The organism is Azospirillum doebereinerae, from assembly GCF_003989665.1.
GTDB lineage: Bacteria > Pseudomonadota > Alphaproteobacteria > Azospirillales > Azospirillaceae > Azospirillum > Azospirillum doebereinerae.
This window is the reverse complement of the sequence record NZ_RZIJ01000046.1, coordinates 1-26,486: the sequence shown is the minus strand read 5'-3', so window position 1 is coordinate 26,486 and position 26,486 is coordinate 1. Positions and strand designations below refer to the sequence as shown.

The window sequence follows — 26,486 nt, the reverse complement described above, 5'->3', positions numbered from 1 at the left end:
AGCCGCTTCCGCCGCCTGACCGTCCGCTATGAACGACGCGCTGATATCCACCAAGCCTTCTCAACACTCGCCTGCGCACTCATCGCCTGTAGACGGCTCGAAAGGTTCTGTTAGGCGCTCTTATGATCAAGATTTGAATATCCTGTTGACGAACCGTCGTCGCAGGAGGCCTCATGTCTTACAGACTAACACTGCGCGTTTCGGGCGCGCGCGCTTGCTTTTCCCGAGCGGAGTTCAAAGCTGAACGTGCCTCCTACGAGGTGATCACGCCCTCCGCCGCCCGTGGTATTTTTGAAAGCGTGTACTGGCGCCCCGGTCTGCGCTGGGTCATCGACCGCATCCATGTGCTCAACCCCATCCGCTTCCAGTCGCTCAGCCGTAACGAGATCGGGGAGCGCGTCCCGGTCGCCACCGTGCGCCACGCCATGCGCACCGGTGCCCTTCACACCCTGCCGCGCGCCGCGACCGAGATCCGCCAGCGACGCGCCAACACCATCCGGACCGCCCGCTCACGGACCTCAGGAGAATATCTCAGTGGTGCCTGTTTCGTCATGAGGACCCTAGCTTCTCAAGAAGTGGGGCCTCCGACAATCTCGGCGCGGTTCAATCCGAGTTTTCAGCGGTCCAGATGACTTTGGAGTCGAGAATGCTGCTCTGATTTGGTTCATCTACTAATTAACAATCACAGCCTATCTACCTCTCGATAAACCCCCTAAATTGTTAATCAAATACGGTATCATTTGTTTTAATTTATCGCGGATCGCCATGATGCCTAACTAATAAATAATGAGCGTTGATTCTAATTTATGCGATTTATTTATCTCTCTGCTATGGGTTGATACGGCCAGGACAATGTGAATTGTGCACCCCCCTTGGAGGCAGGGGCGTAACCGACGTGCCCTCCATGCGCCCGGGCAATGGCGGAAACGACGGCCAATCCCAGCCCGCTTCCTTTGCGTCCGCTTGAGCGCGTCGAGTCGGCGCGCCGGAACGCCTTGAACAGGTGCGGTGTGAAGCCAGCCGGAATGCCGGGCCCCTCATCCTCGACGATCAGGTGGCACCACCCCCTGTCCAGGCGCGTCCGGATATGGAGCGATCCCGGCGCCGCATGCTGGCGGGCGTTTTCAAGCAGGACCAGCAACGCTTGCCGGATCCGAACCGCATCGCAGCGGACGGGCCGTTCGTCCAAATCCAGGACCGGCTGTTGCCCGGCCGACTGGAGGGAGCTTTTGAAGACGTCCACGACCGCCGTGATCTCCGCGGCAAGGTCGGCCACTTGGATCTGGAGCTCCAGATGGCGGCTCTCGGCCAAGCTGACCACCCGCAAATCCTCAATCAGCCGGGCCAAGCCTTCGACCTGGGTCAGCAGGCTTCTGAACTGGGCCTCGTCCGCTGGGAAGATGCCTTCGGCCAAGCCCTGCAAACGGCCGCGCAGAATGGTCACCGGTGTGCGGAGCTCATGGGCGATCGCCGCGTTCCAGAACCGTTGCTCCTCGGTCACGCGTTGCAGTTCGGCCGCCAGCGCGTTGAAATTGTCAGCAAGCAAGGACGCTTCGCCCAGCGAGCGGTCGCCCGCAATGGCGCGGGCGCCGAGGTCCCCTTCGGCGACGCGGCGGATGCCGTCCGCCACCGAGTTCAGCGGAACGAGAATGCGGCGCGCCAGGTTGACGGCAACCGCGATGGCGATCACCAGACCGGCCAGGGTGGTCGCGATCAGCCAAACCCACTCCGCACCGTTCGGCATCCAAGCCGCTGGATCGAAATGCTCGGGCCAATAGGTGAATGCAACGTAGTAGAACGCGTAAGACGTCAGCACTACCAGCATTGTGACACCGAGCGCTATCGCCGCCATGGACAGAACGATCTGCCGGCTGAGACCGACCAGCTTCATTCGCCGCTCCACAGTTTGTAGCCGACGCCCCGAATCCCGACGGGAACACCGGCGAGGCCGACATCCTCCAATTTCCTGCGCAGCTTGCTGATGTGGCTGTCTACCGTTCGCTCCAGGGCGTCGCCTTCCGGCAGGCAGGTGGTCAGCAGCTCGGCACGGCTGAACACGCGCCTGGGAGCGCGCACCAACTGCGCCAGCAGATTGAATTCGGTCAGCGTCAGGTTCAGGGACTGACGGCGATCGTCGATCTCCACCGTGGCTTCATGGGTATCCAGGTCGATCTGGAACGGAGCGGCGCGCAGGACACGCTGGTCCTGGCGCCCGGGGCCTGGTGTCGACCGGCGCAGCACCGCCTGGGTGCGCGCGACCACCTCCGCCGGATTGAACGGCTTGACCACATAGTCGTCGGCGCCGATGCGCAGCCCCGTCAGCTTATCGATGTCCTGGTCCAACGCCGTCAGCATGATAACGGGGGTCGTGCCTCGGTGCCGGATCTCGGAGAGAACCTGCCAGCCATCGACGTGGGGCATTTGCACGTCCAGCAGCACGAGGTCGGGTCTGAGGGATCGGTGGAGTTCCAAGGCCCGGCGACCATCGGCGGCGTGGACGCTTCGCAAGCCGCTGCGGGCCAGATAGGCGGCAAGGATGTCGGCGATCTCCGGTTCGTCCTCGGCGATGAGGATCAGGGCCTGGGAAGCCGGGGCCGGGCTCAGGGCAGGATCTGGCGGAGGCATCATCGGCATCGCGGCGGCTCGCTGTAAATTTTCACTCTCCATCGAATCTCCACACTACCTCGAACCAAACGCAATCGGGTGCGGTCAGAGTGCCGGCGTTTTTGCCGACACCGGCCTGCGCCCGAAGGAAAGTGGATGAGGATCGACCCCTTGCGCCGCCATGGCGGCGCCTATGCCTTGATGGCCGTGATGCTGATGGGGTGTGAACAATCCGAACCGGTCGCGGTCCCCCCGGCCCCGCAGGTTTCCGTTCTCACCGTTGCGCCATCCCCACTGGAACTGACCGACGATTTGCCGGGCCGCGTCGCCGCGTTGCGGGTTGCCGAGATACGGCCGCAGGTCGGCGGCATCGTGTTGCGCCAAAGCTTTGAGCAGGGCAGCGAGGTGCGGGCCGGCCAGCCCCTGTTCCAGATCGACCCGGCGCCGTTCAAGTCCGAGGTGGACATGGCCGCCGCCGCCCTGCAGCGGGCAACGGTGGGGCTGGAGCGTGCCAGGGTGCAGGTGGCGAGGCTACAACCCCTGGTCAAGGCCGATGCCGTCAGCCGCCAAATCTACGACGACACGGTGTTCCAGCGCGATCAGGCCGTGGCCGACGTGGCGCAGGCCCGCGCGACCCTGGCCCGCTGCGAACTCGACCTGAAGTTCTCCACGGTGGAGGCACCGATTCCGGGACGCATCGACCAGGCGCTGGTGACCGAGGGGACGCTGGTCGGCGGCAGCGACGGCGGTTCGATGGCGCGTATACAGCAGATCGACCGGGTCTATGTGGATGTGCGCCAACCGGCATCCTCGCTCGCTTCCCTGCGCAAGGCCATGGCCCTGCGCAAGGCGGAGTCCGGGGATGGCCTGCCGGTCGCCATTCTGCGCGACGACGGCGAACCGTACGAGGCGACCGGGCGCGTGCTGTTCTCTGGCATCTCCGTCGATCCCGGCACGGGCGACGTGCTGCTCCGCATCCTCGTCGACAACCCGCGGCGCGACCTGCTCCCGGGCATGTTCGTTCGTGCGCGGGTGCCGCGCACGAGCTACGCCGACGCCCTGACCCTTCCTCAGCAGGCGGTGGTGCGCGTCGGCGGCCAGCCGCAGGTGTGGACGCTCGACGGGAACGATCGGGCTTCCCTCAAGCCGGTGGAACTCGGCGAACTGGTGTACCGCCGCTATCGCGTCAGCGCCGGCCTCGAAGCCGGGCAGAAGATCGTGGTCGAGGGCATGGAACGTCTGTCCGAGGGCATCCCGGTGACCGCGCGTGACTGGCCGGTTTTCAAACCGACCGCCACCACCATGCGCTGAGCGAACAGGACGATTCCGCCATGCCTCACTTCTTCATCCGTCGCCCGGTGTTCGCCTGGGTCATCGCCCTGTTCATCATCCTGTTCGGCGTGATCGCCATTCCGCAGCTGCCGATCGCCCGCTACCCCTCGGTGGCGCCGCCGACCGTCAGCATTTCGGTAACCTACCCCGGAGCCACGCCGCAGACGATGAACGACGGGGTGATCAGCCTCATCGAGCGCGAACTGTCGAGCGTCAAGAACCTGCTCTATTTCGAATCGGTTTCCGATGCCTCCGGATCGGCAACCGTCACGGCCACCTTCAAGCCCGGCACCGACCCGGACATGGCCCAGGTCGATGTGCAGAACAAGCTCAAGTCCATTGAGCTGCGGCTGCCGCAGACGGTGCGCCAGAACGGGCTGACCGTGGAATCATCGTCGTCGGGCTTCCTGATGATCGTCGGGCTGAAGTCCGATGACGGTCGGTTCGACGAAACCGCGCTCAGCGACTACATGGCGCGCAACGTCGTCGAGGAGTTGCGGCGCATCGACGGTGTCGGCCGGGTGCAGCTGTTCGGTTCCGAGCAGGCGATGCGCGTCTGGGCCGATCCGGCCAGGCTGATGGCCCATAGGCTGTCGATGGGCGACCTGACGGCGGCCATCGGTCAGCAGAATGTTCAGATCGCTCCCGGCAGCGTCGGCGCGTCGCCGGCGCTGCCGGGGCAGGCCGTAACGGTGCCGCTCACCGTCCAGGGACAGCTGACCACACCGGAGGCGTTCGCCGGCATCGTGCTCCGCGCGGGCTCCGACGGCTCGAAGGTGACGCTCGGCGATGTCGCGCGCGTCGAACTCGGCGCCCAGTCCTACAGCTTCATCAACCGGGAAAACGGCAAGGCCACCACCGCCGCGGCCGTGCAGCTCACGCCCGGTGGCAACGCGGTGAGAACCGCCGATGGCGTGCAGGCCCGCATGGAGGAGCTGAGCCGGCCCCTGCCCGCCGGCATGAGCCATTCGATTCCCTTCAACACCGCTCCCTTCGTGAAGGTGTCGATCGAGAAGGTCATCCATACGCTGGCCGAGGCGATGCTGCTGGTCTTCCTGGTGATGTACCTGTTCCTCCAGAACGTGCGCTGCACGCTCATCCCCGCCATCGTCGCGCCGATCGCGCTGCTCGGCACCTTCGCCGTGATGCTGGCCGCGGGCTTTTCAATCAACGTCCTGACCATGTTCGGCATGGTGCTCGCCATCGGCATCATCGTCGACGACGCCATCGTCGTGGTCGAGAACGTCGAGCGCATCATGGCCCGCGAGGGGCTGGCGCCCAGGGAGGCGACGGTCAAGGCGATGAAGGAGATCACCGGCGCGGTGATCGGCATCACGCTGGTCCTGACCGCCGTGTTCATCCCCATGGCGTTGGCGAGCGGGTCCGTCGGTGTGATCTACCAGCAGTTCACGCTGTCGATGGCGGTGGCGATCCTGTTCTCCGCCTTCCTCGCCCTCACCCTGACGCCGGCGCTTTGCGCGACGCTCCTGCGGCCGATCGATCCCGCGCATCACGGGAAGCGCGGCTTCTTCGGCTGGTTCAATCGCGGCTTCGACCGTCTGACGCACCGTTACGAGCGGCGCATCGCCGGGCTGGTGACGCGCACCGGGCGCGTGATGCTGGTGTTCGCGGCGCTGGTCGCGATCCTGGCACTGGCTTTCCGGCAACTGCCCTCGTCCTTCCTGCCCGAGGAGGATCAGGGCTACTTCATGACCTCCATCCAGCTTCCCGCCGACGCCACCACCGAACGCACGCTGAGGATCGTCAAAACGTTCGAGGAGCATGTCGCCTCGCGCCCCTCGATCCGGTCCAACCTGTCCATTGTCGGGTTCGGCTTCTCGGGCTCCGGCACGAACGCCGCGATGGGGTTCACCATGCTTAAGGACTGGGGTGAACGCGACGGCGCCACACCCCAGACCGAGGCGGAGCTCGCGCAGCAGGCCATGGCCGACACGACGGAAGGCACGGTGATGAACCTGCTGCCGCCCGCCATCGAGGAGCTGGGCACAAGTTCCGGCTTCACGCTGCGCCTTCAGGACCGCGCCAACCAAGGCTATGCCGCGCTCAAGGCCGCGGAGGCGCGACTGCTGGAACTGGCGGCGCACAGCGGGGCCGTGACCGGCATCTATCCCGACGGTCTGCCCGCCGGCACCAGCGTCCGCCTGGACATCGACCGGGAGAAGGCCGAGGCGCTGGGCGTGTCGTTCAGCAGCGTCAGCAACACGCTGTCCACGGCGATGGGATCGACCTATGTCAACGACTTTCCCAACGCCGGGCGCATGCAGCAGGTCATCGTCCAGGCCGACGCGTCGGCGCGCATGCAGATCGACGACGTGCTCGGGCTCCACGTCCGCAACGCGGCGGGCGGGATGGTGCCGCTGTCGGAGATCGTCCGGCCGGTGTGGAGCGAGACGCCGTTGCAGCTCGTCCGCTACCAGGGGTTCCCGGCCGCGCGCATCTCCGGCAGCGCCGCGCCCGGCGTCTCCAGCGGCGGTGCCATGGCCGAGATGGAGCGGCTGGCCGCGCAACTGTCGTCCGGCTTCGCCATCGCCTGGACCGGACAGTCGCTGCAGGAGCGGCAGTCCGCCGCCCAGGCCCCGATGCTGATGGCGCTGTCGATGCTGGTGGTGTTCCTCGTGCTCGCCGCGCTGTACGAGAGCTGGGCCATTCCGCTGTCGGTCATGCTGGTGGTGCCGCTCGGCCTCCTGGGGGCGGTGCTGGCGGTGACGCTGCGCGGCCTGCCCGACGACGTGTACTTCAAGGTCGGCATGATCACCGTGATCGGCCTGTCGGCCAAGAACGCCATCCTGATCGTCGAGTTCGCCAAGCAGCTGCACGGGGAGGGCATGGGGCTGAAGGAGGCCGCCGTGGCCGCGGCCCGCCTGCGCCTGCGTCCGATCCTGATGACCTCCCTGGCCTTCGGCCTCGGCGTCGTGCCGCTGATGGTCGCCATGGGCGCCAGCGCCGAAACGCAGCACGCCATCGGCACCGGCGTGTTCGGCGGCATGGTCAGCGCGACCCTGCTGGCGATCGTCTTCGTTCCCGTCTTCTTCGTGCTCGTGATGGGCTGGAGGGAACGCCTGGAAGCTTGGCGGATGAACCGCCGAACCGCCCCTGCGCCTCATCAGGCGGAAGAGAAATGACACCGATGCGATCGTTCACCATCCCCATCCTCCTCACGCTGTCCGCCTGTTCCCTCTCTCCCGCCCTCGACAAGCCGGCTCTGCCGGTGCCGGCGGTCGTGTCGGCCATCGCCGGGCTCGGGACACAGGATTCCGCGGTCGAGCTCGAATGGCGCACGCTGTTCGGCGATCGCCGCCTGCGGCGGCTGATCGAACTGGCGCTCGCCAACAACCGCGACCTGCGGCTGGCGACCCTGAACGCCGAGACGGTCCAGGCCCAGTACGGGATTCAGCGCGCCGCGCGGTTCCCCGCCATCGACGCGACCGGCAGCGCCGCCCGCCAGCGGACGGCCGCCAACGCCGAGACCAGCCCGGCCGTGTCGGCAACCGTGCAGAACCAGTACGGACTCAGCCTCGGGCTGAGCGCGTTCGAGATCGACCTGTTCGGTCGCGTGCGGTCGCTCTCCGACACCGCCCTGGCGCGCTACCTCGCCAGCGACCAGGGACGCCGGTCGGCACGGATCGCCCTGGTCGGGGCGGTCGCCGATGCCCATTTCGCCGAGCGGCTGGCTCAGGAGCAGCGGCAGCTGGCCGAACGCACCCTGGCCGACTGGCAGCAGTCGCTCGATCTGGCGCGGCGCTTGAAGGAGCGCAGCCAGACCAGCGGCCTGGACGTGGTCCAGGCCGAAGGGCAGCTCGCCACGGCCAAGGTCGACCTGGAGGCGCGGATACGCGCCATGGCGCAAGCGCGCAACGCGCTGCAGCTCCTGATCGGCGTGGAACAGCCCGGCGACCTGCCGGACCCCCTGCCGCTCGAAGGGCAGGCCGTCACGCTTGGTCCGCCGGCTGGTCTGCCGTCGGAGCTGCTGCTTCGCCGGCCCGACATCCTCCAGGCGGAACAGGCCTTGATTGCGGCCAACGCCGACATCGGCGCGGCGCGGGCGGCCTTCTTCCCCCGCCTGTCGCTGACCACCTCGCTGGGCTACGTCAGCCCGGCCATGGCCGGCCTGTTCGGCGCCGATCAAGGCACCTGGAGCTTCGCGCCGCAGATCACCCTGCCGCTGTTCCAGGGCGGACGGCTGGACGCGGAACTGCGTTTGGCCGAACTCCGGAAATCGGCCGCCGTCGCCGAGTACGAGCGGGCCATCCAGATCGCGTTTCGCGAGGTCGCCGACGGTCTGGCTGGACAGGCGACCTTCGGTCGCCAGCTCGAAGCGCAGACGCTCGTGGTCGCCAGCGCGGAGCGCCGTGCCGCGCTGTCCGGCCAGCGTTACCGCGCGGGTGTCGAAGGGCGGCTGGAATTGCTGGATTCCCAGCGGCAGCTTTATGCGGCGCGGCAGGCCTTGCTGAACCTGCGCCGCGACGCGCTGAGCAACGCGGTCGCGCTCTACAAGGCGCTGGGAGGCGCGATGGACGACGAGCCCGCCGCTCCGTCCCTTGGGCACCGTGTCACCGTCGAACCGTGGCTGAGCAGCGATCCATGACCGAGCACGAAACGATCAAAACGGAAAGCACGCGGCCATCGGCGGAATGGGCACCGGCGGGATGGGTGAAGGATGATGGAGGCTGGCGTGTGCGGTTTTATACCATTCTCGGGGGGCAGGCGCTGTCCTTGATCGGGTCGGCCTTGACCCAGTTCGTGCTGATCTGGTGGATCACCGACACCACCGGCAGCATCACGGCGCTCACCGCCGCCGGAATGGCGGCGCTACTGCCGCAGGCTGTGCTCGGCCCGCTTGGCGGGATTTTCGCCGATCGTTACAGCCGCCGCTTGCTGATGATCACGGCTGACGGCGTATCTGCCCTGTGCATGCTGGTGCTGATCGCGCTGTTCCTGACCGATCGGATCGAACTGTGGCACGCCCTGGTGATGATGGCGATCCGCAGTGCGATGCAGGGCTTTCAGGAGCCGGCCATGGTGGCCAGCACACCCATGCTGGTGCCGGGCGGGTTCTTGGTTCGTGCGGTCGGCCTGGAACAGTCCGTGCATAGTCTAACGCTGGTCGCCGCCGCCCCGCTGGGGGCGCTCGCCATCGCCGTGATGCCGCTCGGCTGGGCTCTGGCGATCGATGTCGTCACGGCCGTTCTCGGCATCGCGCCGTTGCTGCTCTTCCGCATTCCGCAAGCCTTCGCCCCGGACGGCGGGAAGGCCGGCCTCTGGTGGGAGTTTCGCGAGGGGGTGGAGGTGGTCTGGGGGACTCCCGGCCTGCGTCAGCTCTTTCTCCTGCTTGGCGGGGTCGTGCTGGCTTTCATGCCGGTCTTCACGCTGGTACCGCTGCTGGTGAAGGAGCATTTCGGCGGCGACACCGTTCAACTGGCCCTGATGGAGAGCCTGTCGGGCATCGGCATGGGGGCGGGCGGCTTGCTGGTGGTCGTACTGGCGCCGCGCCGGCGGATGCCGTGGATCCTGTGCGGCTTTGCCGTCTCCTGTGGCGCGATGGCTCTCACGGCTCTGGCGCCGCGCGGTCTTTTCGGTGTGGCCGTGGCGTGGTGGGTGGTCAGCGGTCTCGCCTTCGTGGTCGCCGATGCACCGTTGACCACGGTGCTTCAGACCATCGTGCCGAATCATCTGCTCGGGCGCGTGATGTCCCTGATGAACACCGTCATGGGACTGGCCGCGCCCGTGGGATTGGGGCTTCTCACTCCGCTCGGCGAACTGTTCGGAGTGCGCGGGATGTTCATCGTTGCCGGGATGTTTGGCGTCGCCATCAGTGTGTCCGGGTTTCTCTCCCGGCCGTTGATGGCCCTGGATCGGCACCGTCTGGAAACGGACCAGGAGTGTCAGGCCAACTTACCGATAAAATGATCGTTAAGCCGGATTAGCCTTCCAAGCCTTCGGTGTCGGTTAGGGCACCATTGGTTTTTGGTATGGCTCGATTTGACTTCAGACCTGCCTGCCATCACCTCACAGAACATGTTACAATTCAAAATGTTCATGGATGCAAAATGTTGATCATAAATGATCTATGGCAAGAGGCGCCGCTCTGGATACTCGATTTTACTTCATTTGACGCTGATAGCTTTCAATGAAAATTTCGAGGAGCAAGCGACACCCGCATTGACCGCTTGGCGCGCTCCCTCTCCCACCTGCTGGAGGTGATCGAGAGGGTGGAGGCCGTCGGTGCCCATTTCAAGTCGCTGCGCGATCCGATCGACACCTCGACGCCACAGGGGAAGTTCGCCCTCCAGGTGCTCGGGGCCGCCGCCGAGCTGGAACGCGCCTTGATCCGTGAGCGGACAAAGGCTGGCCTGCGGGCGGCCAAGGCCCGCGGCCGGGTGGGCGGGAACCCGGCGCTCAAACGGCACGATCCGGAGGCGATCGCCCAGCTCTCCGCCATCCGCGACCGGCGGTACATGGCGGACCTGCTGGCCAGCATGGCGGCGTGGCTGCCCAAGGTGCGGGCGCTGCGCCCGACCAGTTCCTGGGGCAAGGTGGCCAATTCCCTCGGGCGGCTGGGCTCGCCCGATCGGCCTTGGACGGCCGACCGGTTGTCGCGGGCGGTGCGACGCCTCGTCGCGGAGGGGCTGGCTGAACCGGCCCTGATCGATCCGGCACCGCGCAAGCCGCCCAAAGACGACATCCTGCTGGTGATCGCCGGCATCAAGGGAGCCGATCCCGAGATCAGCCTGCGGACCATTGCCGCGCGCCTGGAGGACCTGCGCATCCGCACGCCGCGTGGCGGCACGACGTGGTCGGCCTCCTCGGTGAAGAACCTGCTGGACCGCGCCAAGGAGCAGGGGCTGATGCAAGAAGCGGAGGCCACATAGCGGCTGATCAGCCGCCCACGGCGTGGGCTGGTGGGAAGACCGTCATCATGCTTGGTCTCAACCCCGACCACCTCCGAAGTAATCGGGGCGGTTCAGAGGAACGACGTATGGCAGCCCAGAGCGCACTCTCAACCGCTGTTTGGGCACGCGACCATCAGGAATCCACCGTTCCAAGCCGATGCGCGGTCACCACCTGGATTCCCAACGCGGCCATCTCGGCCATACTGCCGGCGTACACGGCCTCCACCTCCTCGATCAGTTGCTCCAGTTCGATTAACGGCGCCACGCCATTGGCCGCCTTCTCCAGCGCCAGGGACGTTGAAGCCAAGGCGGGCAGGCAGACGTTCGCGGCCGCTCCCCGGAGGGTGTGCGCCAGCTTGGCCAGTTCCCGATGATCGCGGCATGTCTGCATGGCACGCCGCCGGCCGCCGCTGTCGATGATGAACACACCCACGACTTCCTCGATGCCATCGTCACCCAGGGCGTCGCGCAGCTCATTGAGGGCGGCGTGGTCGACGAAGCCCGCCGACACCGGCTGTGCGGGTTCCCTGGCCGATGGCGGCGTGGCAACGGCCTGCCCCATCGACAGACGGGTGCTCCACACATCCAGGACCGTGACCAGCTTCTCGCAGCTCACCGGCTTGGCGACATAGTCGTTCATCCCGGCGGCCAGACAGGTTTCGGCGTCGCCCCGCATGGCGTTGGCGGTCATCGCGACAATGATGACGTTCCGTTGATCGCCCGGCAGTTTGCGGATGGCCGCCGTGGCCTCCAGCCCGTCCATCTCGGGCATTTGAACGTCCATCAGCACGATGTCGTAGGGAATGCGCCGCACGGCCTCGACCGCCTCGCGGCCGTCGCCGACCACATCCACCCTGTGCCCGTACTTCTGGAGAATCCGCGCCGCCACCTGCTGGTTGACCGGGTTGTCCTCCGCCACGAGAAGGCGCAGCCGTTTTCCTCCGCAGGTTTCCGGTTCGGGCGTCCAAAGCGGCGCTTGGGAAACCTCCACCGTGTTGCACTGTTCTCCGGCCAGCAGCCTGGACAGGCACTCCAGCAGAACGCTCTGCCGCAGCGGCTTGGTCAACACTGCGTCGATCCCGGCATCCCGGGCTTCACCGCGCAGCGGCCCCATCCCGACCGACGACGCCAACACCAGCCGGAGGGTCTCCGGCGCGAAACGGGCGCGGATGTCGCGCGCCAGGGAGAGGCCGGTGCAGGAATGGAACTGTTGGTCCAGAATGACGGCCTGGACGGGCTTCCCGCTCTTCCTGGCCGCGCTCAGCACCGGCAGCACCTCGTCCGGCGACGAGCATTCCATCGTGGTCACGCCCCAAGGATGGAGTTGACGGCGGAAACCATCGCGGCTCGGGCCGAGGCTGTCCGCAATCAGCACGCGGGCCCCCTTCAGCGCATCCAGACCATGCGGCGACCGGTCCTTCACGAACTCGAAGGGGGCCTCGATCCAGAAGGTGCTGCCGTGCCCGGCGGCACTGCGCACCCCGATGCCGCCATTCATGATCTGGATCAGGCGCTTGCAGATCGCCAGCCCGAGGCCGCTGCCGCCGAAGCGGCGTGCCATCGACGCGTCGACTTGGGAGAACATCGAGAACAAGCGCGATTGCGCCTCTTCGGGGATGCCGATGCCCGTGTCCGCGACTTCGATGCGCAGACGTCCATCGCCATCCGGGGCCGGCATGGCCTCGACCGTGACCGAAACGCTTCCCGCGGCGGTGAACTTGACGGCGTTCCCGACAAGATTGACCAGAACTTGGCGCAGACGGCCCGGATCGCCACGCACCAACGCCGGAACGTTCGGCATCATCTGGGCGGCCAGCACCAATCCCTTGGCCTCGGCGCGCGGGCTCAGAATGTCCGTCACGCTCTCGACCAGGGCCGCGACGTCGAACTCCATCACCTCCAGGTCGAGCTTGCCGGCCTCCAACTTGGAGAAGTCCAGGATGTCGTTGATGATGGTGAGCAGCGATTCCGCCGATTCCCGGATCGTGCGTGTGAAATAAAGCTGCTCCTCGTTCAGCGCGCTGTCGAGCAGCAAGCCCGTCATGCCGATCACCCCGTTCATCGGTGTGCGGATCTCATGGCTCATGGTGGCGAGAAACTCCATTTTGGCCCGTTCGCTGGCCTCCGCCCGTTCCTTGGCCTGCCAAAGCGCCCTCTCCCCGGCCCGCCGTTCGGAGATGTCGTGAAAGCACACCACCATCCCGGCCCTGCCATGGCGCTCGGTCACCGGCGTGACGACGAAGCGCACCGGCAACCTGCGCCCCCCCTTGAGGTGGAACTCGACCTCGTTGGACGTGGGGCCGCACAACAGCGCCGGCGCGGCCGGAGGCTCGGCATTGCCGCCGCCCAGTCCGACCAGGGACAGGAAGTTCCGCCCGATCGCCTCGTCCACGGTCACCTCCAGCAAGGCGGCGGCGGTCCGGTTGATGACCGTGATCGTCCCGTCGGAATCCAGTCGGCAGACTCCTTCGGGCATTGCTTCCAGGATCTGCCGGTTTTCCTCGTAAAGTCGGCTGACCGTGCTTTCCGCCTCCCAGCGGTCGGTGATGTCGCGTTCGGACACCAGCAGCATCGACCGGCCCGTGACGGGATCGCAGGTGCACCGCACGTCCATGCCGTGACGCCGTGGCCCGGCAAGGGTCTGCACCATCGCGTCGCCGGTGTAGCCGCCGCCCGTGGCAACGGCGGCGGCGATGGCTTCGGCACGCTCCCCGTCCAGCAGCACGCCGGCCAGGGTCTTTGCCCCGTCCTGCATGGACTCGCCGTAGACCCGCGCCGCCGCGGGGTTGCGCAGAACCGGGCGGCCGTCCAGTTCATAGAGGGACACCAGCAGGCTGGTGTGGCGCAAGGCCTCGACCATGCGCAGGGCGTTGCGGTCGATCTGCTCGGCGGGCACCTCCTGCCCCTGCACCAGCATGGCCAACCGCCCGCCATCGATGAGCACGCCGCGGCAGAGGCACCGGACCAGCACCGGCTCGCCACGGGGATAGAGGGTCCAGGTGTCCTCTACCGCGCGGCCGGCCCGGAACTCCGCCAAACAGCCGTTCAGCCGCGTCACCGTCGCGGTCGACATCTGCGAGAAGTCCCGGAGGAACAGCGTCTCACGGTCATCGGCGCTCCACAGCCGCAAGGCCGCGTCGTTCGCTTCCCAGATGCGCGAGCGCTCGATGTCGAACACCCATATGGGCGCCGGCAAAAGATTGAAAATGGAGAACCGCGCACGATCCATGGTGGGCATGTCAAACGGCAGAGTGGTCATGCGGTACCTCATCCTTGAAGCGTTCCCGGATTTCCAGAACCCGGTCCCAAACGGCGAACATCGCGTCCACGCAAGCCGGGTCGAAATGCCGGCCGGCCTGCTCCGCCAACAGGCTGCGGGCCCTCTCCACGCTCCAGGCTAGCTTGTAAGGTCGTACGCTGATCAGCGCGTCGAAAACGTCGGCCACGGCGACGATGCGGCCCGGCAGGGGGATGGCTGTTCCCGCCAACCGGTCGGGATAGCCCGTGCCGTCCCACTTCTCGTGATGGGTCAAGGCAATGTCGGCTCCCATGGCGATCAGCGCGGAATCGCTGCTCTTCAGGATCTCCCAGCCGATGCGGGGGTGCCCGTGCATGATCGCCATCTCGTCGGGGTCGAGGCGGCCGGGCTTGCACAGGATGTGGTCCGGCACCCCGATCTTGCCGATGTCGTGCATCGGTGCCGCGCGATGGATGTGGGTCACCTCCTCCGGCGCCAAGCCCAGCCCCTCGGCGATCAGGCGGGAGTAGTGCGCCATGCGCCGGATGTGGTTGCCGGTCTCCGGATCCCGGAATTCGGCGGCCCTGGACAGGCGGAGGATCAGCTCCTCCTCGCGCGCCACCACGTCCCGGGTCGCCTGCTCGACCGTGCCGGTCAGCCAGACGGCGCGGTCGCGCGCCTCGTTCTGATGCCGCCGCAGGCTCAGCAGATTGCGCAGGCGCGCGGTGAATTCCGACGGATCCACCGGCTTGCCCAGAAAGTCCGTCGCTCCGGCGTCCAGCGCCTGCAACCGGATGTCCTTGGCGTCGGCGGTGGTGATCATGACGATGGGGACGTCCTGGTTGCCGGCGCGCTTGCGAAAGCGGCGGATGAACTCCGCTCCGTCGAGGTCGGGCATCATGTTGTCGACCAGCACGATGTCGGCTTGGTTCTCGTCGGCCCAGGCAAGCGCCTCAGGGGAGGCGAGGAAGGTCGCGGGGCGGCAATCGCCCAGACGCATGACCAAGTGCTTCAGCAGCATCACATTGGTCTGGTTGTCGTCGACGATCAGGATGTTCACAGCGGTTCCACCCCGTCCAAAGGTTTCACGTCGCTCAGCCCGAGTTCGCTCAGCACGCCCTCGAGGCTGGCGCGGCTGATGGGCTTGACCAGGATGGCGTCGAAGCCACCGGTCAGGAACTGTTCGCGCTCCTCCGGCATGGCGTGGGCGGTGTAGGCGACGAGCCGGATGCCCGGCCCGCCGAGCCCGCCCTCGCGGATGCGTCGGCAGACCTCCTGGCCGCTCAGCGTCGGCATGCTGATGTCGAGCAGCACCAGTTCGACGGCGTTCTCCGCGAGCCAGGCGAGCGCCTGCTCTCCGCCCTCCATCTGCAGAACGGTCCATCCCGCCTTGCCGAGCAGGCGGCTGACCAGGAGGCGGTTGACCGCTTGATCGTCGACGACGAGGAGCTGACGGCTTGCGTGCATGATGTCCCTCAGACAACGGGGGAGGCTGGCGCGGGACGGCCCGCACGCTTGATGGGAAGGGTGAAGTGGAAGGTCGCTCCGTGACCGGCGGACGAGGTGACCCCGATCCGGCCGCCCATCAGTTCGACCAAGTGCCGGGCGAGTGTCAGTCCCAGGCCGGTCCCGCCATGGGCCCGGGTCAGGAAGGCGTCGCCCTGCCGGAATTTCTCGAACACCGCTTCCTGCAGGTCCTCGGGAATGCCCGGGCCGGTGTCCTGCACGCGAACGATCATGACCGCCCCCTCGCGCGTCGCGCTCAGGCGGATTTCGCCGGCTTGGGTGAACTTCACCGCGTTGCTCAGCAGGTTGTGCAGCACCTGACGCAACCGGGTGATGTCCGCCGGCACGCTGTCGGGCGCGCCCTCGGCCAGATCGACGGCGAACCCGACCCCTTTGCCCGCCGCGACCGCCTGGTGGACGTTGGCAACCTCGGCCAGGACCGCGCGCAGGTTCACCGGTTCGATCCGCAGCACCATGGCGCCGGCCTCGATCTTGGCGATGTCCAGGATCGAGTTGACGAGTTCCAGCAGGTGGCGGCTGCTCGTCTCGATGACGACCGCGTTCTCGCGCGCTTCGTCGTTCCCGGCCTCGTCGCGGAGAATTTCGGCGAAACCGATGATGCCGTTGAGCGGCGTGCGCAGTTCGTGGCTCATGCTGGCCAGGAACTCGCTCTTCATGCGGCTGGCTTCCTCCGCCTTGTGCTTGGCGTCCCGCAGACGGACGACCGATTCCTGGACCCGGTCCGCCATGTGGTTGAAGGACTGCTCGAGGCTGGCCATTTCATCGCGGCCATGCACCGGCAAACGATGGCTCAGATCGCCGTTGCGGAAGCGGTGGATGCCCTCCACCATGGAGGTGATGCGACGGGTGAGGAACGAAGCCATCCACACGGCGACGCCGATCACCAGCACGGTCATCACCGCGGTGGAGCCGCTGAGCTGCCGGGCCATGGCCGCGACATGGGACGCGATCTGCGCCACCGCATCGTCAAGATAAGCCTGCAACTCCTTCTCGCGCTGAGCGACCAGCTCGGCGGCGCGCCGCTTCGAATCCGTCGCGGCGCGATGGAAGTCGTCCACGTTCGCGCCGATCGTGACGAAGCCGAATCCGCGTGGCGACCGCCCATAGGGACCGGTGTGGTAGGGAATGGCCGCCGCCGTGGTCAGCTTCCACAACCCGGACCAATAAATCTCGAACGAGCCCGAGCCGCCGTGCTGCGTCAGGTCCATCCAGCCCGCGCATTGCGGCGCATGATTCAGGTACCGGCAGTCCAGCCCGATCGACCCCTCCTTGACCAGTTCGGGCGCTCCCTTCTTTCTCAGTGTCTGCTGATGGAAGGCCGGGGTCTGCTCAAGGAAGGCGCGGATCGGCTGGCCGCTTTCCCGCCAGCTTTGATAGAGCCCGGCTTCCAGCCAAGGCACCGCCGGTTCTCCGGTGGTCGGATCGTAGCCAACGATCGAATGATGACGCGGGTGGGCGATCGAGCGGCCCGCATAGTCCCAGAGAAAGGCGTAATTGCCCGAAGCGGCGTCGGGAATGGACGAATAGCGGTCGACCGTCGGCCGGATGTGGTCGGTGAACTCCATAATGTGGGTGTGGTCGAGCGCCAGGGTGATCCAACCGGTGATCGCCCCGTTGCGCTCGACCGGCGTGGCCCAGCGGACCAACCCCTGGAATCGCTTGCCGACCGGATTCTCGTTGCCGGCAAAGGCCGCCTGTTCCGGTTCGAAGCCGAGGCCCCGTGCTCGGGCCGCCTCGGGCGTGTAGGGGCCGATGATCGGGGAAGGGACATACGCGCCGATGACATCCGACACATGAACCTCCCCTGGCTTCAGCGTCCGAAGTTCGGCGAAATAGGCTTCGGCTTTCACGAAGGTGTTGCGGCGGTCCGACACGTCGCGCAGCGCGGGCGTCATTAATGGTGATGTCGTCACCTTCACGCGTTCGCGCCCGTCGAGCCCGACGAAGCTCATTTCCAGGAACAGCGGCCGCTGCTCGATCGCCGCGTCGACGTCCGGATGCCGGTAATGGAAGTTGCGGCGGTTGTCCTCGTTGGTCGAGCGCACGTCGGATCGATCGTCGCGCGGCGCGGAGTCCGGCTCTGGAACCCATCCGCCGCCATCCGGGGCGAGTCTCCATGGATGACCGCGCTCGACGGCCTTTGTGCGAGCCGCCAGGAAACGCCGGTAGTTGTCCTCGGTTGGCTCCAGCAAGGCGGCGGACAGGACATCGCGGTCGCGGTCATGCAGGAAGGCGGCAATGGCGCGCGCCGTGTCGGTGGTCAGCCGCTCCAGGGATTCGCGGGCGGCGGTGTCCAAAGCCTTGATGGCCGCATCCGTGGTGCTGTCGGCGACGATTTCGACGGTGCCGCGCATGCTCTCGGCCATGTGGACGATGTTTTCGGAAACCCGTTCCGCGAGCCACGTCTGGCCGGTCCAGGCAAAGGCGGCCAGGACAAACAGAGGCACGACCTTGATGGCCACGAAGATCAGGATCAGTTTGGCGCGGATGCCGTGCCGGCTCATGCCCGGTGCTCCCCGCCATGGCAACCGGTCCCGTCGCTCCGGCAAGCGGCTCGGAAAGACGGCACCATGCCTGGAGCCGAGCCTGCGGGCCTTGCCCGCTCACGGTGATGATTGCACGGGTGGGCACCGACCAGCGGCACGGGACGGCCGTCGTCGGCGTTCCAGCCGGGACCGTCCGGCAAGCGGGGCGGCTTCATCCCAGCCCGCGCGGCTTGCCCGTTTCGGGCCATGCGACCGCCAAGCCACACGACCGCTGACCACGGCGCCGTGTCGCTGGATGCCACCCGGCCTTGCGACGGTTTGTTATCCATAGCCTTTCCCTCCTCTGAAGCGGGCTGCCTCGTCAGTGGGCAAGCCAGTCGGCATTCAGCGGGTTGCTTGCGGAAGCGGTGCCAAGTTGACCGTCTCTGGACGGCGTGCCAGCGGTGGGTGTCAGGCGGCACGAATGTCGGCGAGAAAGCTTTCGACAGCGGAGCGGAGAGTTTCCGATTGTTCGGACAATTCCCTGGTGGCGCCCAGAACCTGCGTGGCGGCAACTCCGGTCTGGGCCGACGCTTCCATCACTTGGCCGATGTTGGACGACACCTCTTGTGTGCCTGCGGCGGCCTGACCCACGTTGCGGGTGATCTCGCCCGTGGCGGCGTTCTGCTCCTCCACCGCCGATGCGATCGCCGTGGTGATCCCATTCATCTGGCGGATCGTGGTCCCGATGGAGCGGATGGCCCCGACCACCCCGCCCGTGGCGCTCTGGATCGCGTTGATCTGGGCGGTGATCTCCTCCGTCGCCTTGCCGGTCTTGGAAGCGAGCTGCTTGACTTCGGAGGCGACGACGGCGAAGCCCTTGCCATGTTCGCCGGCGCGGGCCGCCTCGATGGTCGCGTTCAGCGCCAGCAGGTTCGTCTGCCCGGCAATGGTCGAGATCAGCGTCACCACCTCGTTGATCTTCTGGGCGGCGTTGGCCAGTCCCTGCACCGTGGCATCGGTCTCTTCGGCCTGCGCCACGGCTTCGTTGGCAATGCCGGACGAGCGGCTGACCTGACGTGTGATCTCATTCAGCGAGGCCGCCATCTCCTCGGCCGCCGCTGCCACTGTCTGTACATTGGCCGCGGTTTGCTCCGCCGCGCCAGCCGAAGCCGTGGCTTGCCGGCTGGTTTCCTCCGCGGTGGCGTTCATCGATTGCGCTGTGCTGTCAAGCTCGGTGGAGGCCGCCGCGACGGCGCGCAGAATGCCCGCGACGGTGTTGTCGAAGCCGACGATCAAACGGTCCAGCGTTATTGCACGCACCTGCTTGCGCTCCTGCTCGGCCTGCTGCTCGGTCGTAAGCCGGCGGGTCACCAGGGCGTTCTCCCTGAACACGTTCACCGCGTCAGCCATGGCGCCGATCTCGTCCCGACGCCCGAGGCCGGGGATCGCCACGTTCAGATTGCCGGCTGCCAAGTCGCCCATGGCGCCGGTCATGGCGGCGATGGGCCGAGTGATCGCTCGGCCGATCACGCCGGCGAACAGCAGGCTGGCCAGCAGGGCTCCGCTGGACAGCACGATGATCAGGAGCTTGACCTCATCGATGACCGAAAGGGTTTCCTTCTGGATCCGCTCCTCCTCCTCCGATGCGCTGTTGCTGATCGCCATGGTCAGGTCGGTGATGCTGGTTCCGGCAAGCGCCATCTCACCGTTGACCGTGGAGTCGATCAGGTGGCTGAGTTCGGCCGCACGCTTGAAGGCGGTGCTGTAACGGGCAACCACGGTCTGGACCTCGTGCACCCGAGGGGCGTAAGCATGCCCAGCCGATTCCGCTGCCAAATGCCGGAGGGACTGCTCCAGGGCGTTGAAAGCTCCGTTGGCCACCTTGCCCGACTCATCGTCATAGCGGGCCAACATCTTGTTGGCGGACAGGCGGCCCAGCATAAGCTGCTCCATGCTTTCCCAGCTGTGCTGAACCGCCACGGCATTGCCGTCGGCGATCGCCTCCGAACGAGTCCGATCGAGGGCGGTGCGGGCCTGCAACCCCAGGGGATCCAGGCTTTCCAGCACGAGGGCTCTCAACTCGTGCTGCATCGGCGCCATGTGCGAGAAGCCCGAGACATAATGGTCGAACTGCTCGCGCGCATGGCGCAGCTTGGCAAGGCTATTGGGAGCGTGAACAAGACCGTCGGCCTTGTCGAAGTTGCCGCGCAGCCGGTCCATGGCTTCGCGCGCCTTGGCCTCACGGTCGGCGTTGCCGCTGAGCGCGAACTCCCGGACGGCGCCGCGCATGGTCAAAACGTCACGTTCGATGTCGGCCGAGACGTCCACGACCTCCACACGGTGCGTGTAGATGCTGAGCTGCTCCGAGATTTCAAAAAAAGAAAAGTAGCTCCGCGTCGACAACCCCAACATAATTGTTAGAGAGAAGCCAAATCCGATGATTATTTTTTTTGATATGCTGACATTGGTCAGTAATTCTGTTGCTATCATTGTAGCTTCTCTCTGAACCAAGGCAGTTTCTCCCTGCGTTATTTTTCGATCCGTGTATGAGCGAACGTGGCAATTGCTTTCCTATCTCCAATGCATCGTTGGTGCCAGTTTGCTGGGTAATAGGCAAAAAGTGTCATGCGCAGGCATGGAGTCCGATTGCTTGGTTTTGAGCGTCATAAAGACTGAAGATTGAAATATTCTATTTTTACGAGATCAATCTGCACTATTGGCATATCAAATGAACTCGGAACGCAAGAAAGACACTATGCTTTATAAGAAAATTTTCCTCAGGAGAATTTCTATAATCATTTAACCTTGTAAGATTATTTAAAATATTATAATTTCATAAAATTTATAATGGAAGACAAGCGGAGATGATCTCATATTCCATCTCTCTTGAATCCGGGATTTCGCTTTTGCAAAAATTTAATTCGCAAAATGGGAAAAGGTTCAATCAATTTGCAGACTTCCAAGGGTATAGGGAGTTGCAAAAAGCAGAGCGGCCTGTGCGTCTTTTACTGGTCTTGCCATGACAAGGCGGGGCCCGCCTTAGCACTACTCCGCCACCCCGGTCGTTTGAGGTATTCGGCTGACGGCGCCAGGTTGCCACCTGATAGGGTGTCTTTGAGCGAAGGCATCGAGGTAGGGCCGTGGAAAGTCATTCCCGTTCGTCCGATTGGCAGAGCGAGTTGAACGTGTGGGCGCAGCCGTTCCTGGAGCGGCTTGCCCACCCCTCGCAGCAGCATTGGGCCGAGGTGTACCTCTGGGGGCTGCTCGGCCCTGGGGATCGCAAGAGCGTAGAGGCGATGGCGAGCCGGGTGGCGCCGGGCGCTACGCAGCAGCTTCACCACTTCCTGTCGACCTCCTCGTGGGATCCTGGGCCGTTGGAGACCATGTTGGTCGAACAGGCCCAGCGGCTGGTCGGCGGGGCGGACACCGTGCTGTGCGTCGATGACACCGCCTTGGTCAAGAAGGGCGAGCACTCGGTGGGTGTCGCCCCGCAGTACTGCGGGCAGTTGGGCAAGAAGGCGAACTGCCAAGCCCTGGTGTCGCTCACCTTGGCCCGCCGCGAGGTTCCGGTGTGCATCGGCTTGCGGCTCTATCTGCCGGACATCTGGGTGCAGGATGCGGGGCGCCGGCTCCAGGCGCGCATCCCACTCCACATGAGCGGCCACCCCAAATGGCGTCTGGCCCTGGACGAGATCGACCGCGTCCGGGCCGCGGGGGCCGTGTTCGGCTGTGTCACGGCCGACGCCGAGTACGGCAAGGCGGCCGACTTCCGCGCCGGCTTGGCCGAGCGGGGGCTGACCTACGCGGTGGGGGTTGGACCGACGCAGAAGGTCTACCCGGCCGATGTCCGGCTGGAGGAGGCGCCGGACCGGGCCACCGGGCGCCCGACCAAGCACCCGGCCCCCTCGGTGGACAGCCGCAGCATCGCCGACACCATCGCCGCGCTGCCGGAAGCGGCGTTCCGGCGGCTGTCCTGGCGCCAGGGCACCAAGGGCCCGCTGCAAGCTGACTTCGCGGCCGTACGGGTGCGGGTCGGTGATGGTCCGCTGATGAGCAAGAACCGTCACCTGCCCGGTTCGGCGGCGTGGCTGGTGTGCGAGCGGCGGCTGTCGGGCGAGCGCAAGTACTATCTGACCAGCCACGCCGAGGCCACGACGCTGGAGCACCTCGCGGCGGCGATCAAGGCGCGGTGGGTGGGCGAGAGCAGGCGCACCAGCAGATGAAGGAGGAGCTTGGCCTCGATCATCTGGAATGCCGCAACTGGCTGGCGCTGCGCCACCATGCCGTACTCACCATGATGGCGCTGTGTTTCCTCCAGCAGCGGCGGCTTGGGGGAAAAAAAGCAGCGCGGCCCATACCGAACCCGGTCCGCCGCCGCAGCCCAGCGTGCCGGAAATCCGGCGCCAGCTCTTTCAAACCACCTTCGGTAGCCGTATCCGTTGCCCGTGCTGCCGAGCCCTCTTCTCCTACCATCCACGTCTATAGAGGTGGCAGAGTAGTGGTAGAGCGCCGATCAAAACCCCGGTCTGGCATGCTGAAGCCGTTGATATGCCTTGATCGCAGACCGGTTCCGATCTGCACTCTTAAAGCGTCGGGAATTTACAACGAAGTTTGCCGAGCTGGAACCGTTTTCACAGCGGTCCCGCGTCCTCGCCCGTTGCGTTGGAGTGCGGTTGTGGACGGATCATTTTATCTGTCCACTGTGACAGGTTATGGGGGCTGGCGGAACAGGTTATGGTTCCATCCAGACTCTGCAAGGAACCATAAAGTGCATCTGGCGCTTCTTGATTCCATTGAGGAATTCGGAAAAGTTGGAACCATAAAGTGCCTTACTGGAACCATAAAATGGTCCCCAAAGGCGGTTTTGGAACCATAAAATGGTTCTGTGAAAAATACTTCATCGACATAAGCTGCTCGTCAACAAGGCACGTTTTTTTGCGCGCCCAGCGAGAAGCTTCACCTTTCGGATAGCGACCTTGATTGCCCCCCTGCCCCAGTCTGCTCGCAGGCAGGAAAAAAGCGGGGAAGGCATCATGCCGTTCCCCGCCGAGGGTTTCACACGGTCACAAACCAGGAAGCCGACACCACGGAAGCCTGAACGCCGACCAGCGTCAGAACATCCGAGGTTCCAAAGACGATGCGCGCATCGCCGTTGACGTCGCTGGTCACAGTGTAGGTCTGGTCGGTTGCCACTCCGATCCGATCGCCCAGCGAAGCATCGAAATCGGTGATGATGTCCTGGCCGTCACCAGCAGCGAAAACGAACAGATCAGCCCCCTCGCCACCGGTCAGAAGGTCGTTGCTCGGACAGCCGGACAGGGTGTCATTGCCGAACCCACCCTCCAGAGTGTCGTTTCCCGATCCTCCGATCAGGGCATTGTCCAAGGCGTTGCCGATTCCGAAACCGTTACCGCCTTGCAGCACCCACCGCTCCACGTCGTCGCCCAACGTGAAGAACGACAGCGTCGTCCGCACCTCGTCGATGCCACCATCGGCCGTTTCGAGCACCACGTCGCCAACGCTGTCGATCCGGTAGACGTCATCGCCGAGGCCACCGATCAGCGTATCGTTGCCGGCTCCGCCATCCAGCGTGTCGGCACATGCTCCACCCTGCAGCCGGTTGTCGAGATCATTGCCGGTGCCGACAAAGGTGCCCATCCCGGTAAAGGTCAGCGCTTCGACATTGGCGCTCAAGCTGTGGGAGGACAAGCGTACCCCTCCGCCGAGGGCCACCTTGTGACCGAGCGGGGAAGCTGAATCATGGGGCCTGTCCCTATGGCTATCCCTATGGCAGTCCCTATGACTATCCAACGCGTCGAGGTGATCACGGGCCTGGAGCGGCGGCGGCAGTTCAGCGACGAGGAGAAGCTGCGGCTGGTCGAAGAGGCGTTCCAGCCGGGCGTCAAGGCGACCGAAGTTGCCCGGCGCCTTGGCGTGGACGTCAGCCTGCTGTACCGCTGGCGCCGCCAGTTCTTCGGTCAGCAGCCCCGGCTGCCCGCCTTCCTGCCGATCACCGTCGCCACCGACGCTCCGGCACCGGAGGAGGTGGCGGAGCCGACAGCGGCGCCAGCGGCCCCACCAGCCGGTCTCATCGAGGTCGAATTCGCGACGGCGCGCTTGCGCATCACCGGCCCGGTCGATCCGGCCCTGGTCGGCACGGTGATCGCCGCGCTGTCGGGACGGTCGGCATGATCCCGGTCCCCTCGGGCGTTCGGGTCTGGCTGGCTGGCGGGGTCACCGACATGCGCTGCGGGATGAACTCGCTGGCGCTGAGGGTCCAGGAGGGTCTTGGCCGCGATCCTCATGCCGGCGATTTATACGTCTTCCGTGGACGTCGCGGCGACATGGTGAAGTGCCTGTGGCATGACGGGCTCGGCATGTCGCTTTACGCCAAGAGGCTTGAGCGGGGCCGTTTCATCTGGCCCAGCCCGGCCAGCGGAGCCGTGGCCATTTCCGCGTCCCAGTTCGCGTATCTGCTCGACGCCATCGACTGGCGCAACCCGCAGCAAACCTGGAGGCCGCGCTCGGCCGGATAGGCTGCGGCACAGTGAATCAACCCGCCGCTCTCCGGCGGGAAGAGCGAGGATTGGTGCGGGTTTCCGGGTACAATCCGGCCCTATGGACGCCCTGCCCGACGACATCGACGCCCTGCGCGCCGCGCTGATCGAAGCGCGTGGCCGAGCTGCGTTGGCCGAGGCGGACGCCGCCCAGGCGCGGGCCGAACGGTCCGGCGACCAGGCGCTGATCGCCACCCTGAAGCTCCAGATCGAGAAGCTCCAGCGCGACCTCTACGGCCGTCGCTCCGAACGGACCTCCCGACTGCTCGACCAACTCGAATTCCAGTTGGAGGAGGCGGAGGCAAGCGTCGGCGAGGACGATCTGGCGGTGGAGCGGGCGACCGAGGTGACCGGCGCGGCCCGCATCACCCGCAAGGCGCCGTCGCGCAAGCCGTTCCCGGCGCACCTGCCGCGCGAGCGCGTCGTGATCCCGGCGCCGGCGGTGTGCCCATGCTGCGGCTCGACCCGGCTGTGCAAGCTGGGTGAAAGCGTGACCGAGACGGCCGAGCGCATCCCCGCGCGGTGGAAAATCATCCAGACGGTGCGCGAGAAATTCTCCTGCCGGGACTGCGAGACGATCAGCCAGCCGCCGGCACCGTTCCACACCACGCCGCGCGGCTGGGCGGGGCCGAACCTGCTGGCCACGCTGCTGTTCGAGAAGTTCGGCCAGCATCAGCCGCTGAACCGCCAGTGCGAGCGCTTCGCCAAGGAGGGCATGGAGATCAGCCTGTCCACCGCGGCCGACCAGGTGGGGGCGGCCTGCGGCGTGCTGAAACCGCTGCTCGACCGGCTCGCAGCGCATGTGCTGGCGGCGGAGCGGTTGCACGGCGACGACACGACCGTGCCGGTGCTGGCGAAGGGTAAGACCGACACCGGCCGCATCTGGGTCTATGTGCGCGACGATCGCCCCTTCGCGGGCGCGGCGGCACCGGCGGCGCCGGCGGCGCTGTTCCACTACTCCCGCGACCGTGGCGGTGGGCATCCCGAGGCGCATCTGGCCGGGTGGGCGGGGGTGCTGCAGGCCGACGCCTATGCCGGGTACAACCGCCTCTACGACGCGAGCCGCCAGCCGGAGCCCGTGGCCGAGGCCCTGTGTTGGGCGCACGCGCGTCGGAAATTCTTCGAGTTGGCCGACATCGCCGCCAACAAGCGGCGCGGCAAGGGAGCGCCGCCGATCTCCCCGCTGGCGCTGGAGGCGGTGCGGCGCATCGACCCGCTGTTCGACATCGAGCGCGAGGCGCTGGGGCGTTCGGCGGCCGACCGTCTGGCGCTGCGCACCGAGCTGTCCAAGCCCCGGATCGAGGAACTGGAGACCTGGATGCGGGCGGCCCGGGCCGGGATGTCGAAGCACGCGCCGGTGGCCAAGGCGATGGACTACATGCTGACCCGCTGGGAAGGCTTCACCCGCTTCCTGCGTGACGGACGGGTCTGCCTGACCAACAATGCCGCCGAACGAGCGTTGCGCGGCATCGCTCTGGGCAGACGGGCATGGCTGTTCTGCGGCTCGGATCGAGGCGGGCAGCGCGCTGCCGCCATGTACAGCTTGATCGTGACCGCCAAGATGAACGACATCGATCCCCAGGCGTGGCTGGCCGACGTCCTGGCCCGCATCAACGATCTGCCGCAGACCAAGCTGCACGAGTTGCTACCCTGGGAATGGAAGCGGCTGCACGAGACGACCACGGCGATCTGAGGAACCATGGCCAGAACCCGCAACCTCGTGACCATGGAGCGCGTCGCCGAGATCCTCGGCGAGGACGTCGAATGGCTGATTGAACCGCCCCGAGTTTGTCGGAGGCCGATTTGGTTGAGTCACGCCGCGATGGCGACGTCCTCGATTTGAGCATAA

At 65.8% G+C, this 26,486-nt stretch carries 17 protein-coding genes and 2 pseudogenes; 11 read left to right on the top strand and 8 right to left on the bottom strand.

The genetic code is table 11. The features are described from left to right. Both EJ913_RS32830 and cas5 read left to right on the top strand, forming a co-directional pair. Positions 1 to 114: pseudogene (locus EJ913_RS32830) on the top strand (IS5/IS1182 family transposase); the annotation flags it as partial. Positions 115 to 173: 59 nt separating this feature from the next. Next, entirely contained in the window at positions 174 to 632 is a 459-nt protein-coding gene (cas5, locus tag EJ913_RS29925; protein WP_127004886.1) for a CRISPR-associated protein Cas5, read from the top strand. 185 nt (positions 633 to 817) lie between these two features. On the opposite strand, the gene EJ913_RS29920 is transcribed toward cas5, so the two are convergent. Then, positions 818 to 1,891 (bottom strand): ATP-binding protein, encoded by a 1,074-nt coding sequence (locus EJ913_RS29920; RefSeq protein ID WP_127004884.1) that lies wholly within the window; start codon positions 1,889 to 1,891, stop codon positions 818 to 820. After that, complete coding sequence (locus EJ913_RS29915; protein WP_244939553.1) at positions 1,888 to 2,634, bottom strand: response regulator; 747 nt, start codon at positions 2,632 to 2,634, stop codon at positions 1,888 to 1,890. The genes EJ913_RS29920 and EJ913_RS29915 overlap by 4 nt, the downstream gene beginning before the upstream one ends. A 126-nt stretch (positions 2,635 to 2,760) precedes the next feature. On the opposite strand from EJ913_RS29915, the gene EJ913_RS29910 reads away from it, so the two are divergent. The 5 genes from EJ913_RS29910 (at position 2,761) to EJ913_RS29890 (ending at position 10,826) form a co-directional block, all read left to right on the top strand. Then, positions 2,761 to 3,915, top strand: coding sequence for an efflux RND transporter periplasmic adaptor subunit (locus tag EJ913_RS29910; RefSeq protein WP_127004882.1), 1,155 nt, complete (start codon positions 2,761 to 2,763; stop codon positions 3,913 to 3,915). A 20-nt stretch (positions 3,916 to 3,935) separates the two neighbouring features. Beyond that, the gene (locus tag EJ913_RS29905) at positions 3,936 to 7,079 is read left to right on the top strand and encodes a multidrug efflux RND transporter permease subunit (protein ID WP_127004880.1); all 3,144 of its coding nucleotides are present in this window, start codon (positions 3,936 to 3,938) and stop codon (positions 7,077 to 7,079) included. A gap of 5 nt (positions 7,080 to 7,084) precedes the next feature. Then, entirely contained in the window at positions 7,085 to 8,542 is a 1,458-nt protein-coding gene (locus EJ913_RS29900; protein WP_127004878.1) for an efflux transporter outer membrane subunit, read from the top strand. Beyond that, a complete protein-coding gene (locus tag EJ913_RS29895) occupies positions 8,539 to 9,864 on the top strand; it encodes an MFS transporter (protein WP_244939552.1) in 1,326 nt (441 codons plus the stop codon). The genes EJ913_RS29900 and EJ913_RS29895 overlap by 4 nt, the downstream gene beginning before the upstream one ends. A gap of 251 nt (positions 9,865 to 10,115) precedes the next feature. Next, positions 10,116 to 10,826: a recombinase family protein gene (locus EJ913_RS29890; RefSeq protein WP_127004876.1), complete on the top strand. Its 711-nt coding sequence runs from the start codon at positions 10,116 to 10,118 to the stop codon at positions 10,824 to 10,826. Positions 10,827 to 10,980: 154 nt separating this feature from the next. Here the strand turns inward: EJ913_RS29890 and EJ913_RS29885 are convergent, their stop codons facing one another. From EJ913_RS29885 to EJ913_RS29865, 5 genes are all read right to left on the bottom strand, one after another. Beyond that, positions 10,981 to 14,106 carry a response regulator gene (locus EJ913_RS29885; protein ID WP_185910013.1) on the bottom strand — a complete coding sequence of 1,042 codons (3,126 nt, stop codon included), beginning with the start codon at positions 14,104 to 14,106 and terminating at the stop codon, positions 10,981 to 10,983. Continuing rightward, positions 14,087 to 15,145 (bottom strand): HD-GYP domain-containing protein, encoded by a 1,059-nt coding sequence (locus tag EJ913_RS29880; protein WP_127004872.1) that lies wholly within the window; start codon positions 15,143 to 15,145, stop codon positions 14,087 to 14,089. Before EJ913_RS29880 ends, EJ913_RS29885 begins: the two co-directional genes overlap by 20 nt. Further along, positions 15,142 to 15,552, bottom strand: a complete 411-nt coding sequence (locus tag EJ913_RS29875; RefSeq protein WP_127004870.1) for a response regulator — start codon at positions 15,550 to 15,552, stop codon at positions 15,142 to 15,144. The genes EJ913_RS29880 and EJ913_RS29875 overlap by 4 nt, the downstream gene beginning before the upstream one ends. Before the next feature lie 8 nt (positions 15,553 to 15,560). Continuing rightward, on the bottom strand, positions 15,561 to 18,116 hold the full coding sequence (locus tag EJ913_RS29870) for a HAMP domain-containing sensor histidine kinase (RefSeq protein ID WP_127004868.1): 2,556 nt from the start codon (positions 18,114 to 18,116) through the stop codon (positions 15,561 to 15,563). 432 nt (positions 18,117 to 18,548) lie between these two features. Continuing rightward, the gene (locus tag EJ913_RS29865) at positions 18,549 to 20,570 is read right to left on the bottom strand and encodes a HAMP domain-containing methyl-accepting chemotaxis protein (protein ID WP_127004857.1); all 2,022 of its coding nucleotides are present in this window, start codon (positions 20,568 to 20,570) and stop codon (positions 18,549 to 18,551) included. Positions 20,571 to 21,220: 650 nt separating this feature from the next. Here EJ913_RS29865 and EJ913_RS29860 point away from each other — a divergent pair. After that, positions 21,221 to 22,548, top strand: a pseudogene (locus EJ913_RS29860) (IS701 family transposase); the annotation flags it as partial. A 587-nt stretch (positions 22,549 to 23,135) separates the two neighbouring features. Here EJ913_RS29860 and EJ913_RS29855 read toward each other — a convergent pair. After that, on the bottom strand, positions 23,136 to 23,789 hold the full coding sequence (locus EJ913_RS29855; protein ID WP_244939551.1) for a calcium-binding protein: 654 nt from the start codon (positions 23,787 to 23,789) through the stop codon (positions 23,136 to 23,138). Positions 23,790 to 23,879: 90 nt separating this feature from the next. On the opposite strand from EJ913_RS29855, the gene tnpA reads away from it, so the two are divergent. The 3 genes from tnpA to tnpC all read left to right on the top strand — a co-directional run bounded on the left by tnpA (position 23,880) and on the right by tnpC (position 26,330). After that, entirely contained in the window at positions 23,880 to 24,272 is a 393-nt protein-coding gene (tnpA, locus tag EJ913_RS29850; RefSeq protein WP_185910012.1) for an IS66-like element accessory protein TnpA, read from the top strand. Next, positions 24,269 to 24,616, top strand: a complete 348-nt coding sequence (gene tnpB, locus EJ913_RS29845) for an IS66 family insertion sequence element accessory protein TnpB (protein ID WP_127004851.1) — start codon at positions 24,269 to 24,271, stop codon at positions 24,614 to 24,616. Before tnpA ends, tnpB begins: the two co-directional genes overlap by 4 nt. A gap of 82 nt (positions 24,617 to 24,698) precedes the next feature. After that, positions 24,699 to 26,330, top strand: coding sequence for an IS66 family transposase (gene tnpC / locus EJ913_RS29840; RefSeq protein ID WP_127004849.1), 1,632 nt, complete (start codon positions 24,699 to 24,701; stop codon positions 26,328 to 26,330). Positions 26,331 to 26,486 lie beyond the last annotated feature (156 nt).